The organism is Enterobacter sp. MGH 4 (genome assembly GCF_000534735.1).
GTDB classification, from domain to species: domain Bacteria; phylum Pseudomonadota; class Gammaproteobacteria; order Enterobacterales; family Enterobacteriaceae; genus Enterobacter; species Enterobacter intestinihominis.
In genome coordinates, this window is record NZ_KI973289.1 from 331,084 (window position 1) to 345,581 (window position 14,498).

Genomic DNA, 14,498 nt, shown 5'->3' on the forward strand with positions numbered 1-14,498 from the left:
CTTGAGAGGGTGGGGCAATGGAACAAACCTGGCGTTGGTACGGGCCGAACGATCCGGTTTCTCTTGATGATGTGCGTCAGGCTGGCGCAACGGGTGTGGTCACGGCGCTGCATCATATTCCGAACGGTCAGGTGTGGCCGGTGGAGGAAATCCAAAAGCGTCAGGCACAGCTGGCAGAGAAGGGTCTAACCTGGTCTGTCGTGGAAAGTATTCCGGTTCACGAAGATATCAAAACCCACTCCGGTGAGTGTGAAACCTGGATTGCGAATTATCAGCAGAGCATTCGTAACCTGGCGGCCTGCGGTATTGATACCGTCTGCTATAACTTTATGCCAATTCTGGACTGGACGCGTACCGACCTGGAATATGAAATGGCCGATGGTTCGAAGGCGCTGCGTTTCGATCAAATCGCTTTTGCGGCTTTCGAGCTGCACATTCTGAAGCGTCCGGGGGCGGAAGCAGACTACACCGCCGAAGAGCAGCAGCAGGCGCTGGCGTGGTTCAATGCCGCCAGTGAAGCGGACATTGAGAAGCTGGTTCGCAATATTATCGCGGGCCTGCCGGGGGCGGAAGAGGGCTATACCCTCGATCAGTTCCGCGCGCGCCTGGCGGAATATGGCGATATCGATAAAAACCAGCTGCGTGAAAACATGGCGCACTTCCTGCGCGCTATCGTGCCGGTGGCAGAAGAAGCGGGCGTGCGGCTGGCGGTCCATCCGGACGATCCTCCGCGCCCAATCCTCGGCCTGCCGCGTATCGTGTCGACCATTGAGGATATGCAGTGGCTAAAAGAGACGGTGGACAGCATCTACAACGGCTTTACCATGTGTACGGGCTCTTACGGCGTGCGTGCGGATAACGATCTGGTGCGGATGATCGAAACCTTTGGGGATCGCATTCATTTCACTCACCTGCGTGCAACCTGCCGTGAAGAGAATCCAAAAACCTTCCATGAAGCAGCCCACCTTGGCGGCGACGTGAACATGGTTGCGGTGGTGGATGCCATTCTCTCTGAAGAAGTACGTCGTAAGCAGGCGGGGGATGTACGTCCTATCCCGTTCCGTCCGGATCACGGGCATCAGATGCTGGACGATCTGCGCAAGAAAACGAATCCAGGGTATTCGGCGATTGGCCGTCTGAAAGGGATGGCGGAAGTGCGCGGTATCGAGCTGGCGCTGAAAATGACGAAGTATCCAGAGCTTCTGTAAGCCTGATTGCCCGGTGGCGCTACGCTTACCGGGCCTACGAAAAACCGGCTCTGAGGCCGGTTTTTGTGTTTTTGTAGGCCGGGTAAGGCGCAGCCGCCACCCGGCAAACGCCACAATCAGTCAGCGCGACCCATATAGCGTTTTTCTTCGATATGGATACGGATTTTCTCGCCCGCTGACAGGTATTCTGGCACCTGTACGACCAGACCGGTAGTCAGGGTAGCCGGTTTGTTACGCGCGCTTGCAGACGCGCCTTTGATGCCCGGTGCCGTTTCAACGATTTCCAGATCAACGGTCTGCGGCAGCTCCAGCGCCAGCGCCAGCAGCACGCCATCCCAGGTCAGCACCTGCATGTCCGGCATTCCACCTTCAGGAATAAACAGCAGCTCTTCTTCGATCTGATCTTTGGTGAAGATATACGGGGTGTAATCTTCTTTATCCATGAACACGTATTCGTTGCCGTCGATGTAGGAGAAATCAACGTAGCGACGGGTCAGGGTCACGGTATCCACGATATCGTCGCCTTTAAAACGTTCTTCCACTTTCAGGCCGGTACGGACATCGGAGAAACGCATTTTATACAGCGTTGCTGCGCCACGGGCGCTGGGTGCCTGAATGTCGATATCTTTCACAATCAGCAGTTTGCCGTTGTAATTCAGTACCATACCTTTCTTGATTTCGTTCGCTCTTGGCATTGCAGTAATCCTGTTTACGGGAGGTAAAAAATATCGCGCCAAATTACTCGCGCGCGGCCTTTCAGGCAAGCGGAATTCGTGGGTTTTGCTATCAATACATAAAAGGTGTTACTGTGCGCGCAATGCCCGACTGCGCGGGCATCTGCCACCAACAGAGAGCATGTATGGATTGTCGTTCCGACTGTGGCGCGTGCTGTACCGCACCGTCCATCTCAAGCCCCATTCCAGGCATGCCACAAGGCAAGCCTGCCAATACCCGCTGCGTTCAGCTCTCTGACTCCAACCTGTGCATGATCTTTGGCTCGCCTTTACGCCCGAAGGTGTGCTCCGGGCTCCAGCCTGACGCCGAAATGTGCGGCAGTACGCGCCAGCAGGCCATCACTTACCTGCTTGAGCTGGAAGCGCTCACCGCGCCTTAAACGTCTTTGATCCGCGTCAGGCAGCTCAGCGTCAGGACGCACATCACCAGCGCAATCCAGAACACCGTATGATAGTTCCAGATTTCAGCCACAACGCCCGCCAGTGAGCCTGCAATAATCCAGCCCACGCGGGTGGTATTAGTATAAAGGGTGGTGGCAGCGCCTGCCTGACCCGGCATCAGATCCTGGAAGTAGAGCATGCCGATACCGGCCAGAATGCCGATATAAATGGCGTTCAGCAGCTGTAAAGCAAGAAGCAGGGCTGGCGTATGAACCGTCAGCATACCGATATAAAACAGCAGCCCTGCAACGGCGGCGATGCGCATCAAAAAGCGCTTGCCGAAGCGCTTCGCGTAATAGCCCGCAATCAGCATGGTGGGGATCTCAAGCCCCGCGGCGGTTCCCATCATGATCCCGGCCAGCTTCTCCGGCAGATGCAGCTCATCAATAATAAACAACGGCATATTAATGATATAGAGGCTGTTCGTTCCCCACATCAGCGTACAGATAATGAATAACAGTAGTGCGTCGCGCCGGTTACGCCGCGGTGCTTCCAGCGTACCGGTCGCCACTTTCGGCTCTTTACGCATGGAAGGCAGGAAGAACCATACTATTGCGCCACACACCACGAAGGCTACCGCCGCGCTGAGGTACATCACCGTAAAGCCAAAACCCATTGCCAGCGCGTAGGCGAGCGGGGGGCCAATCACCCACGCAAGCGACACCTGCGCGCGCAGTATCGAGCTGAACATTACCGCTTCCCGCCCGGTGCGGTCGGCGTGCTCGCGGGCAAGGGCGAACATCTGCGGGTTGGCGGTCGAGCCGAAGCTGCTCAGGAACACCCCAACAAACAGCAGAATGAAATAGTTGCGGTTCCAGGCAAACAACACGCAGGCGAAAACGCCTAGCAGACAGCAAAAAACAATCAGGCTTTTGCGATCGCCTTTTCTGTCGGAACGCCCGGCCAGAAACTGGCTGACCAGGATGCCAATGATGGCGCTCCCGGTGAAGAAGAAGCCAACCATCGCCGGACGCGCGTGGACTTCGTTGGTCAGAAACAGGCTCAGCGTAGGCGTTTGTAACGCACCGGCAATACCGGTGAGGAAAGCAACGATCAAAAACGCCGTTGACGTCAAATCAAAGGGCTTTGGTGAGGCGGCAGCGGGGGTGTTATGCATGTTCAGTCTTTGCGAGTAACAGAGAGAGGCGGAGTTTACGCCGCCTGTCATTAAATAAACAGAGGGCAAAATCAAGATTGCCACAATAAATCAAAATAGCATTTCAGTTTAACGCTGTTTCGCTGAAGCGTGCTGAACATGTTTGCTGAACATCAGCAAAAACCTCCCTATTGAAGAAGAAATGTGCTGCACTTCTAAATTCTGCAACAAGAAATGTAACTTTTCTTGCAACCTTTTGTAGAAAAGACAAGACTTCTTGAAACGTTTCAGCGCTATCTTGCATGTCCTGTAGAAGCAGGTTAGCGCATATTTTCTCAGTTAAGCTGAAACGATTCAATTTCAGCAGGAGAGGAGAATCATGTTCCAGTTATCTGTTCAGGATATCCACCCGGGCGAACAGGCCGGGAATAAAGAAGAGGCTATTCGCCAGGTCGCCGCTGCGCTCGTGCAGGCTGGCAACGTGGCGGACGGCTACGTCAACGGCATGCTGGCGCGTGAACAGCAGACCTCCACCTTCCTCGGTAACGGTATTGCAATTCCGCACGGCACCACGGACACCCGCGATCAGGTGCTGAAAACCGGCGTGCAGGTTTACCAGTTCCCGCAGGGCGTGCTCTGGGGCGAGGGGCAGGTGGCTTACGTGGCGATCGGTATCGCGGCCAGCGGTGACGAACACCTGGGCCTGCTGCGTCAGCTGACGCACGTGCTGAGCGATGATGCCGTCGCGGAACAGCTTAAATCCGCCACCACTGCTGAAGAGCTGCGTGCCCTGCTGATGGGCGAAAAACAGAGCGAAGCGCTGAAGCTGGATAATGAAACCCTGATGCTGGACGTCGTCGCGTCCGATCTGGTGACGCTCCAGGCGCTGAACGCGGCTCGCCTGAAAGAGGTGGGGGCGGCTGATACCGCCTTTGTGACCCGCACCATCAATGATAAGCCTTTAAACCTGGGTCAGGGCATCTGGCTGAACGACAGTGCTGAAGGCAACCTGCGCAGTGCTATCGCGGTCAGCCGTGCTGCGGTTGCCTTTGAGACAGACGGCGAACGCGCCGCGATGCTGGTAACGGTTGCCATGGCTGACGATCAGCCGGTTTCCGTGCTGAAGCGCCTTGGCGATCTGCTGCTGAACAATAAAGCTGAAAAACTGCTGAACGCAGACGCGGCGACGGTGCTGGCCCTGCTGACCAGCGACGATGCGCTGACGGACGACCTGCTGAGCGCGGAGTACGTGGTGCGTAACGAACATGGCCTGCATGCCCGTCCGGGCACCATGCTGGTGAATACCATTAAACAATTTGAAAGTGAGATCACCGTGACCAATCTGGACGGTTCGGGTAAACCAGCCAACGGGCGCAGCCTGATGAAAGTTGTCGCGCTGGGTGTGAAGAAAGGCCATCGTCTGCGTTTTACCGCGCAGGGTGCTGATGCTGAACAGGCGCTGAAAGCGATTGGCGACGCCATCGCGGCCGGTCTGGGGGAGGGCGCATAATGAGCAGACGTGTTGCGACCATTACGCTGAACCCGGCTTACGATCTGGTGGGCTTCTGCCCGGAAATTGAGCGTGGCGAAGTTAACCTGGTGCGAACCACCGGCCTGCATGCTGCAGGGAAAGGGATTAACGTGGCGAAGGTGCTGAAAGATCTCGGCATCGATGTCACCGTTGGCGGCTTCCTTGGCAAAGACAACCAGGACGGTTTTCAGCAGTTGTTCAGTGAACTGGGCATCGCCAACCGTTTTCAGGTTGTGCAGGGCCGTACCCGTATTAACGTTAAGCTGACCGAGAAAGACGGTGAAGTGACCGATCTGAACTTCTCCGGCTTCGAAGTGACCCCGGCTGACTGGGAGCGCTTCGTTGCCGATTCCCTGAGCTGGCTGGGCCAGTTTGACATGGTGTGCGTCAGCGGCAGCTTGCCGTCCGGCGTCAGCCCGGAAGCGTTCACCGACTGGATGACGCGCCTGCGCAGCCAGTGCCCGTGCATTATTTTTGACAGCAGCCGCGACGCGCTGGTCGCCGGTCTGAAAGCCTCGCCATGGCTGGTTAAGCCTAACCGCCGTGAACTGGAAATCTGGGCGGGCCGTAAGCTGCCAGAATTAAAGGATGTGATTGACGCTGCCCATGCGCTGCGCGAGCAGGGTATCGCTCATGTGGTGATTTCGCTGGGTGCAGAAGGTGCCCTGTGGGTTAACGCCTCCGGGGAATGGATTGCCAAACCGCCTTCTATGGAAGTGGTCAGCACCGTGGGTGCCGGGGATTCGATGGTTGGCGGCCTGATCTACGGTCTGCTGATGCGCGAATCCAGTGAACATACCCTACGCCTTGCTACCGCCGTTGCGGCCCTGGCCGTGAGCCAGAGCAATGTCGGTATTACCGATCGTACCCAGTTAGCCGCGATGATGGCGCGCGTTGACTTAAAACCTTTTAACTAACAGCAGGAGAGGAATAATGAAAACGCTGCTGATCATTGACTCCGGTCTCGGACAGGCTCGTGCCTATATGGCGAAGACCCTGCTGGGCGCGGCGGCACAAAAAGCGCACCTGGATATCATTGATAACCCGGGTGATGCTGAAATGGCGATTGTTCTGGGCGACAAAATCCCCGCGGACAGCGCCCTGAACGGCAAAAAAGTATGGCTGGGCGATATTAACCGCGCGGTGGCACACCCTGAACTGTTTCTGAGCGAAGCAAAAGGTCATGCGACGGTTTACAGCGCACCTGTTGAGGCGGCGCCGGTTGCCGCCGCTGGGCCGAAACGCATTGTTGCGGTAACGGCCTGCCCGACAGGTGTGGCTCACACCTTTATGGCGGCTGAAGCCATTGAAACCGAAGCGAAAAAACGCGGCTGGTGGGTGAAGGTTGAAACTCGCGGCTCTGTTGGCGCGGGTAATGCCATCACGCCGGAAGAGGTGGCCGAAGCCGATCTGGTGATCGTGGCGGCCGATATCGAAGTGGATCTGGCGAAGTTTGCCGGTAAGCCGATGTACCGCACCTCAACCGGCCTGGCGCTGAAGAAAACTGCGCAGGAGTTTGATAAAGCGCTGGCGGAAGCCAAACCTTATCAGGCGACCGGTGCGGCTAAAACGCCTGGCGAAGGTAAGAAAGAGTCTGCGGGTGCCTATCGTCACCTGTTAACCGGGGTTTCCTACATGCTGCCGATGGTGGTGGCGGGCGGCCTGTGTATTGCGCTCTCCTTTGCCTTTGGTATCGAAGCCTTTAAAGAGCAGGGCACGCTGGCGGCAGCCTTAATGCAGATTGGTGGCGGCTCCGCGTTTGCGCTGATGGTGCCGGTGCTGGCGGGCTTTATCGCCTTCTCCATTGCTGACCGTCCGGGTCTGACGCCGGGTCTTATCGGCGGTATGCTGGCCGTGAGCACCGGTTCTGGCTTTATCGGCGGTATCATCGCCGGTTTCCTTGCCGGTTACGTGGCGAAGCTCATCAGCTCTAAGCTGAAGCTGCCGCAGAGTATGGAGGCGCTGAAACCTATCCTGATCATCCCGCTGATTTCCAGCCTGGTGGTCGGTCTGGCGATGATTTACCTGATTGGTAAGCCGGTCGCGGGCATTCTGGAAGGTCTGACCCACTGGCTGCAAACCATGGGGACGGCGAACGCGGTGCTGTTGGGCGCAATCCTCGGCGGTATGATGTGTACCGACATGGGCGGTCCGGTAAACAAAGCGGCATACGCGTTCGGCGTTGGCCTGCTGAGTACCCAGACCTACGCGCCGATGGCGGCGATCATGGCGGCAGGTATGGTGCCTCCGCTGGCACTTGGCCTGGCGACAATCATTGCCCGTCGTAAGTTCGATAAAGCGCAGCAGGAAGGCGGCAAAGCGGCGCTGGTGCTGGGTCTGTGCTTCATTACCGAAGGCGCAATCCCGTTTGCGGCGCGCGATCCAATGCGTGTTCTGCCATGCTGTATCGTCGGCGGTGCGGTAACGGGAGCTATCTCCATGGCGGTAGGTGCGAAACTGATGGCACCGCACGGCGGTCTGTTCGTCCTGCTGATCCCTGGCGCCATCACGCCGGTGCTGGGCTACCTGCTGGCGATTGTTGCCGGTACGCTGGTGGCGGGTCTGTCTTACGCGGTGCTGAAGCGCCCGGAAGCGGAAGTGGTCGCAAAAGCAGCCTAAAAGAGGTGTCGGGTGGCGGCTTCGCCTTACCCGACCTACAAAAAAGCCGGGTCGCGTTAAGCGCCCGGCTTTTTTTATGCCGCCTGTTCAGCGGTCTGCTGTGCCTTCAGCCAGGCAATCTCTTCTGCCCAGATATCCGGATTGATGGTTTCCAGCACCATTGGAATGCCGTCGAAGCGGGCATCCTGCATGATAAAGCGGAACGCATCGTGGCCGATATTACCTTCGCCCAGGCTGTGGTGACGGTCTACGCGGCTGCCGAACGCGCTTTTCGCATCGTTTAAGTGCATACCGCGAAGATATTTAAAACCAACAATACGCTCGAACTCTTCGAAGGTATTTTTCGTGGCCTCGGTTGTGCGCAGGTCATACCCGGCGGCAAACGCGTGGCAGGTATCAATGCACACGCCCACGCGGGATTTGTCTTCCACGCCGTCGATGATCGCCGCCAGATGCTCAAACTTAAAGCCGAGGTTGCTGCCCTGACCGGCGGTATTCTCAATCACCGCCGTCACGCCCTGGGTTTTATCCAGCGTCATGTTGATGGACTCGGCGATGCGCGCCAGACAGGCGTCTTCGTCGATTTGCATCAGATGGCTACCGGGATGGAAGTTCAGCAGCGTCAGCCCCAGCTGTTCGCAGCGCTGAACCTCATCCAGGAATGCTTCGCGGGATTTTTCCAGCGCCTCAGCAACCGGGTGGCCGAGGTTAATCAGGTAGCTGTCGTGCGGGAGGATCTGCCCAGGCCCATAGCGGTATTTCTCGCAGGCGGCTTTGAAGTCATCAATCACTTCCGCGGTGAGGGGAGCTGCGCGCCACTGGCGCTGGTTTTTGGTGAACAGGGCGAAAGCGGTCGCCTCGATTTCGGCGGCGCGAATGGCGGCATTCGCAAGGCCACCGGCAGCGCTGACGTGCGCTCCAACATATTTCATAAAAAGACTCCTGTTAACCCGAAATGCCTATGATAGCGGGTTAACAGGAGAAGGACGAGATGGTTTATGCCAACAGGCTGTGTACCGCAAGGTTAATCGCACCGCCGCCAACAATCAGCCAGATGAACAGCACCAGCGCCATCAGCAGCGGTTTCGCCCCGGCTTTTTTCAGCGCGCTGACGTGCGTGGTGACGCCCAGCGCCGCCATTGCCATCGCCAGCAGGACCGTATCCAGCGTGACCAGCATATCCACCATCGCTTTTGGCAGCAGGTGGAAAGAGTTGAAGATAGCGACCACGATGAACAGGATCGCAAACCACGGAATGGTGATTTTGCTTTTCTCGCTGCCGCCTGCAGGAGCCAGCTGTTTAACCCGCGCCGCAAGGAAAATCAGGAACGGGGCCAGCATCATCACGCGCAGCATTTTGGCGATGACCGCCGCGTTTTCCGCTTCCGGGTTAATGGCGTGACCTGCCGCCACCACCTGCGCCACTTCGTGCATGGTTGAGCCGATATAAATGCCGTAGGTTTCCGGGCTAAACCAGTGCGCCACCAGCGGATACATGGCTGGATACAGGAAGATCGCCAGCGTACCGAAGATAACTACCGTCGCGACGGCAACCGTGACTTTACTGGCTTCGGCTTTGACTACCGGCTCTGTTGCCAGTACAGCCGCTGCGCCGCAGATGCTGCTACCCGCACCGATCAGCCAGCTGGTCTGTTTGTCCAGTCCAAAGATCTTCTGGCCGATAAAGCACGCCAGTAAAAAGGTGCTCGAAAGGGTCAGGACGTCGATGGCAATCCCGCTGACACCCACATCCGCAATCTGCGAAAAGGTGAGACGGAAGCCATAAAGGATGATCCCGAGACGTAATAAATGCTGCTTGGCGAAAATCACGCCGCCGTCGCAGGATTTCCAGATATGCGGGTAAACGGTGTTCCCGACCACCATGCCGAGCAGAATGGCCAGCGTCAGGGCGCTGAACCCTGCACCGGCAACAGCCGGTATACTGCCACCCCATAAGGCCACGCCGGTAACCACGGCGCTGAGCGCGAGACCCGGCACGAAGTGCCACACTGTACGATGATGTTGTAAGGTGATTTCTGACATAACCTTCTCCTTTGTCTGGCTAAAGGTTACGGCGCTCTGGCTTAAAAATAAAATTGATTATATATTTATAATCAATCTTTATAAGTGGTAAGCAACCATGCACATTACATTGCGTCAGCTGGAAGTTTTTGCCGAGGTGCTGAAAAGCGGCTCGACAACCCAGGCGTCACAAATGCTGGCGCTCTCGCAGTCCGCCGTTAGCGCGGCCTTGACCGATCTTGAAGGGCAACTGGGCGTCCAGCTTTTCGACAGGGTAGGAAAGCGACTGGTGGTGAACGAACATGGCCGCCTGCTGTATCCGCGTGCCCTGGCCTTGCTTGAGCAGGCAACGGAGATCGAACAGCTGTTCCGCGAGGACAACGGCGCTATTCGCGTCTACGCCAGCAGCACGATCGGTAACTACATCCTGCCGGAAGTGATCGCCCGCTACCGCCGGGATTTTCCGACCCTGCCGCTGGAGATGAGCGTCGGCAACAGCCAGGACGTGATTAACGCGGTGATTGATTTCCGCGTGGACATCGGTCTTATCGAAGGGCCGTGCCACAACGTCGATATCATTGCGGAGCCCTGGCTTGAGGATGAGCTGGTGGTGTTTGCTTCCCCGGCCTCTTCTTTACTACAGGGCGAGGTTACGCTGGAGCGTCTGGCGCAGGCGCAGTGGATCCTGCGAGAGCAGGGCTCCGGCACGCGTGAGATTGTCGATTATCTACTGCTGTCCCATCTGCCGCAGTTCCAGCTAGGGATGGAGTTAGGTAACTCCGAGGCCATTAAGCATGCCGTACGTCATGGCCTGGGCATTAGCTGTCTTTCCCGACGGGTGATCGCCGAACAGCTGGAAACCGGCTCTCTGGTTGAGATCCCCGTTCCGCTGCCGAAGCTGGTGCGCACGCTGTGGTGCATCCACCATCGTCAGAAACACCTTTCCAGCTCGCTCCAGCGTTTTCTGCGCTATTGCGAGATGTAAAAGCGCCCCTCACCCTGGCCCTCTCCCCAAAGGGGAGAGGGAAAAATTATGCTTTACTTATAATCCTGGCCGAGTCATGAAGCTCTCTTATAACTGAGCATTTCTGCCGGAAGCAACGCAGATCGTCTGCTACAATCGCGCCTCATTTATTGAATGGACAGCATTTTCACATGGTTTCAGAAACTAAAACCACAGAAGCGCCCGCGCTACGTCGCGCACTTAAGGCGCGTCACCTGACGATGATCGCCATTGGCGGCTCCATCGGTACGGGTCTTTTCGTTGCCTCTGGCGCAACAATTTCGGCAGCCGGCCCGGGTGGGGCATTATTCTCTTATATCCTGATTGGCCTGATGGTCTACTTCCTGATGACCAGCCTGGGCGAACTGGCGGCATACATGCCGGTGTCTGGTTCGTTTTCGACCTACGGACAAAAATACGTTGAGGAAGGCTTCGGCTTCGCGCTGGGCTGGAACTACTGGTACAACTGGGCGGTGACCATCGCCGTTGACCTGGTCGCGGCACAGCTGGTGATGACCTGGTGGTTCCCGGACACGCCAGGCTGGATCTGGAGCGCCCTATTCCTGGCGGTCATCTTCCTGCTGAACTACATCTCCGTGCGCGGTTTCGGCGAAGCGGAATACTGGTTCTCTTTGATTAAAGTGGCAACCGTCATCATCTTTATCGTCGTCGGTGTGGCGATGATCGTTGGTATTTTCAAAGGGGCCGAACCGGCGGGCTGGAGTAACTGGACAATAGGCGATGCGCCGTTTGCCGGGGGCTTCTCGGCGATGATTGGCGTGGCGATGATTGTCGGCTTCTCCTTCCAGGGCACCGAACTGATTGGCATTGCGGCCGGTGAATCCGAAAACCCGGAGAAGACCATCCCGCGCGCGGTGCGTCAGGTGTTCTGGCGTATCCTGCTGTTCTATGTGTTCGCGATCCTGATTATCAGCCTGATCATTCCGTATACCGACCCAAGCCTGCTGCGTAACGACGTAAAAGACATCAGCGTCAGCCCGTTCACGCTGGTCTTCCAGCACGCGGGTCTGCTCTCAGCGGCGGCGGTGATGAACGCGGTGATCCTGACGGCGGTACTGTCTGCGGGTAACTCCGGGATGTACGCCTCCACCCGCATGCTCTACACCCTGGCCTGCGACGGTAAAGCGCCGCGTATTTTCTCGAAACTGTCTCGCGGTGGCGTGCCACGCAACGCGCTGTATGCGACCACGGTGATTGCGGGTCTCTGTTTCCTGACCTCCATGTTCGGCAACCAGACGGTCTACCTGTGGCTGCTTAACACCTCTGGTATGACGGGCTTCATTGCCTGGCTGGGCATTGCCATCAGCCACTACCGTTTCCGTCGCGGGTACGTCAAGCAGGGGCATGATCTGAATAACCTGCCGTACCGGTCAGGATTCTTCCCGCTGGGGCCGATCTTCGCCTTCGTTCTGTGCCTGATTATTACCCTGGGTCAGAACTATGAGGCCTTCCTTGCTGACACCATTGACTGGGGCGCCGTCACGGCCACCTATATTGGCATTCCGCTGTTCCTGATCATCTGGTTTGGCTACAAACTGACGAAAGGAACACGCTTCGTTCGCTACAGTGAAATGGATTTCCCGGAACGATTTAAATAATAACCGCACTTCCTCTCTTTTAGCCCGCTCAGTTGAGCGGGCTTTTTTATGGGCAGATCAGAAGCTGTAGGTCATGCCAACGGTATAGCGGCGGCCATCCAGCACGGTGTCATACGTATCGTAATCAATCTGCTTATCGAGCATGTTATATACACCGGCAGTAACCAGCAGGTTTTTGTTGGCGTTGTAGCGCATACCGACATCCACCTGAGTGTAGGACGGTGTGCCCTGAGACATAGACGTGCGGCTCAGGTACTCAGACGTTTTACCGCGCAGGTTCAGACGGCTCCAGAAGCCGACGTCGGGCGTCGCCTGCCAGTCCAGGGTGGTGTTGAACATGTGTTTTGGCATTTTGTTCAGTGGCTTGCCGGAGAACTGGCCGCTCTTCTGCTCGGATTCCGTATAGGTGTAGTTTGCAGTCCAGTTCACATCGCGCGTGATTTTCCAGCCGAACGAGGACTCCACACCGCGCATATTGGCTTTGTCCACGTTGACGCGATCGCTGACGAAATCATAGCTATGATCGCCAATCGTACAGGCGGGATCGGCGCTGCTGTTACAGCGGCGAACTTCCGTAATTTTATCCTTGAAGTCGGTATTAAACAGCGTCACACCGGCATTAAGGTTATCGTTGTTATCCCAGAGCAGGGCGAGCTCTTCGCTCAGGCTCTTCTCGGGTTTCAGATCCGGGTTGCCGACGATGATACCGTCAAGACGGCCGCCACCTGTCACCTGGCCCCAGCTGGCAGACGACTGACGCAGATCCGGCGCACGATAGCCAGCAGAAACCCCGCCTTTCAACGTCCACTGATCGGCCAGGTGCCATACGCCGTAACCGCGCGGCGTCCAGTTCGTCCCGTAGTTTTGGTCTTTGTCCATACGCAGGCCGCCGGTCAACGTAAAGCTTTCCGTCATTGACCATTCATCTTCGGCAAACAGGGCCCAGCTCCAGCGCGTCAGTTTGTTCAGGCCGTCAGCAGCTTCCAGCTGATTGCCGTTGTCGCGCAATTTCTCATAACGGTACTGTCCGCCGAGGGTCAACGTATGATCGCCGAGGAAGATCTGGTTCTGGTTGTTAAAGGTGGTGTTGTAGGAACGCATTTTGCGACCTGGATTATTGGTCTCTTCCTGCTGGATATAGCTGGTGGTATTGAAGTCGTCGTAATAACCACTGTGGGTTAACGAGTAGGTCGTGTGCTCATAGCGCGAGTCGCTTTTGGTATTTGGCGTACAGGTTGTTCCCCGGCAGGTTTCAGCCGCTTTCGACATCCCCGGGGTGCTGTTTCTGTCCTGAAGCTCGCGAGCAAAGTCGAGATCGAAATCGTTCTTCTCGTCCGGCGTGAAGTTCAGCGTAATGCCACCGTTACGCATTTTCTGCTCGTTATAGCCGTTCACGATTTTATCTTCTGCGCGGCGTGACAACAGCCCCGTCACTTTTGCACCCAGCAGCCCGTCAATCAGGGGACCAGAGGCGTAGGCGTTGGTCTGGAAGATATCGCCGGAGTCATGATTTTCCTGGAAGGTTGCATCGCCATGCAACGAACCGGTCCAGGCTTTGGTGTTCGAGACTTTTTTGGTAATGACGTTAATGACGCCACCCATAGCATCGGAGCCGTAAAGCGAGGACATCGGGCCGCGGATGACCTCGATGCGCTCAATGGACTCCAGCGGCGGCAGCCAGCCTTGTTCAATACCCGAGTTGTCGCTGTTTGGGCGGGTGCTTCGCGTACTGACGCGTTTGCCGTTCACCAGGAACAGGGTGTACTGAGAGGCCATGCCGCGAATACTGATATCACTGCTACTTCCACCGCCGGTGACGACGACGCCCGGGACATCTCTCAGGGCATCGGTAACATCACGGTAGGCTTTATCTTCAATCTGCTGTTTTGAAATCACAGAGATGGAGGCGGGGGCATTCTGGATCTTTTGTTCAAAACCCGTCGCGGTAACGACAACGGTGTCCTGATCGGCTGCGTGAACGAAGGGGGAACATGTGGCAGCGCCAATGGCGACGGCCAGGAGCTTAATGCGTGGTATTGTCATTTGTACATTCCGTATAAAAATGAAAAAAACTCCATCGGGATAACCCTGAGAACTGTATGTTTTTGTCTTGTAAGAACTCTTTGAGATGGAGAAGAGCCTGGAATTGTACAAAAGAATGTAGAATTGTAAACACAAATGATAATTGAAATCATTTGTGTTTGAGTGAGGGCGACGGAAAACAG

13 protein-coding genes are annotated in these 14,498 nt (G+C 56.4%); 7 read left to right on the forward strand and 6 right to left on the reverse strand.

Going from position 1 to position 14,498, the window contains the following annotated elements:
• Nucleotides 1-17: 17 nt before the first annotated feature.
• Nucleotides 18-1,208: a mannonate dehydratase gene (gene uxuA / locus L350_RS20570; protein ID WP_022648722.1), complete on the forward strand. Its 1,191-nt coding sequence runs from the start codon at nucleotides 18-20 to the stop codon at nucleotides 1,206-1,208.
• 116 nt (nucleotides 1,209-1,324) lie between these two features.
• On the opposite strand, the gene yeiP is transcribed toward uxuA, so the two are convergent.
• Nucleotides 1,325-1,903: an elongation factor P-like protein YeiP gene (yeiP, locus tag L350_RS20565; protein ID WP_032623901.1), complete on the reverse strand. Its 579-nt coding sequence runs from the start codon at nucleotides 1,901-1,903 to the stop codon at nucleotides 1,325-1,327.
• Between the two features lie 164 nt (nucleotides 1,904-2,067).
• Between yeiP and L350_RS20560 the strand changes: the two genes are divergently transcribed.
• Entirely contained in the window at nucleotides 2,068-2,322 is a 255-nt protein-coding gene (locus L350_RS20560; RefSeq protein WP_032622476.1) for a YkgJ family cysteine cluster protein, read from the forward strand.
• Here L350_RS20560 and setB read toward each other — a convergent pair.
• Entirely contained in the window at nucleotides 2,319-3,500 is a 1,182-nt protein-coding gene (gene setB, locus L350_RS20555) for a sugar efflux transporter SetB (RefSeq protein ID WP_032623902.1), read from the reverse strand. The two genes, L350_RS20560 and setB, sit on opposite strands and share 4 nt — an antisense overlap.
• A gap of 103 nt (nucleotides 3,501-3,603) precedes the next feature.
• Nucleotides 3,604-3,783: a hypothetical protein gene (locus L350_RS24525; protein ID WP_146877062.1), complete on the reverse strand. Its 180-nt coding sequence runs from the start codon at nucleotides 3,781-3,783 to the stop codon at nucleotides 3,604-3,606.
• 75 nt (nucleotides 3,784-3,858) lie between these two features.
• Here L350_RS24525 and fruB point away from each other — a divergent pair, with 75 nt between their 5' ends.
• Genes fruB through fruA form a run of 3 tightly spaced genes read left to right on the forward strand, consistent with a single transcriptional unit; the run spans nucleotide 3,859 to nucleotide 7,629 of the window.
• Nucleotides 3,859-4,989 (forward strand): fused PTS fructose transporter subunit IIA/HPr protein, encoded by a 1,131-nt coding sequence (gene fruB, locus L350_RS20550; protein WP_022648705.1) that lies wholly within the window; start codon nucleotides 3,859-3,861, stop codon nucleotides 4,987-4,989.
• Complete coding sequence (fruK, locus tag L350_RS20545) at nucleotides 4,989-5,927, forward strand: 1-phosphofructokinase (protein WP_006811313.1); 939 nt, start codon at nucleotides 4,989-4,991, stop codon at nucleotides 5,925-5,927. The genes fruB and fruK overlap by 1 nt, the downstream gene beginning before the upstream one ends.
• 16 nt (nucleotides 5,928-5,943) lie before the next feature.
• A complete protein-coding gene (gene fruA / locus L350_RS20540) occupies nucleotides 5,944-7,629 on the forward strand; it encodes a PTS fructose transporter subunit IIBC (RefSeq protein ID WP_032623903.1) in 1,686 nt (561 codons plus the stop codon).
• Between the two features lie 74 nt (nucleotides 7,630-7,703).
• On the opposite strand, the gene nfo is transcribed toward fruA, so the two are convergent.
• Together nfo and L350_RS20530 are read right to left on the reverse strand one after the other, a co-directional pair.
• Nucleotides 7,704-8,561 carry a deoxyribonuclease IV gene (nfo, locus tag L350_RS20535; RefSeq protein ID WP_032623904.1) on the reverse strand — a complete coding sequence of 286 codons (858 nt, stop codon included), beginning with the start codon at nucleotides 8,559-8,561 and terminating at the stop codon, nucleotides 7,704-7,706.
• A 64-nt stretch (nucleotides 8,562-8,625) separates the two neighbouring features.
• The gene (locus L350_RS20530; RefSeq protein WP_022648702.1) at nucleotides 8,626-9,672 is read right to left on the reverse strand and encodes a YeiH family protein; all 1,047 of its coding nucleotides are present in this window, start codon (nucleotides 9,670-9,672) and stop codon (nucleotides 8,626-8,628) included.
• A 97-nt stretch (nucleotides 9,673-9,769) separates the two neighbouring features.
• Between L350_RS20530 and yieE the strand changes: the two genes are divergently transcribed.
• Nucleotides 9,770-10,636, forward strand: a complete 867-nt coding sequence (yieE, locus tag L350_RS20525; protein WP_003859337.1) for a DNA-binding transcriptional regulator YeiE — start codon at nucleotides 9,770-9,772, stop codon at nucleotides 10,634-10,636.
• Between the two features lie 170 nt (nucleotides 10,637-10,806).
• Nucleotides 10,807-12,273 carry an amino acid permease gene (locus tag L350_RS20520; RefSeq protein ID WP_032623905.1) on the forward strand — a complete coding sequence of 489 codons (1,467 nt, stop codon included), beginning with the start codon at nucleotides 10,807-10,809 and terminating at the stop codon, nucleotides 12,271-12,273.
• Between the two features lie 57 nt (nucleotides 12,274-12,330).
• On the opposite strand, the gene L350_RS20515 is transcribed toward L350_RS20520, so the two are convergent.
• A complete protein-coding gene (locus L350_RS20515; RefSeq protein ID WP_032623906.1) occupies nucleotides 12,331-14,316 on the reverse strand; it encodes a ligand-gated channel protein in 1,986 nt (661 codons plus the stop codon).
• Nucleotides 14,317-14,498: the final 182 nt, after the last annotated feature.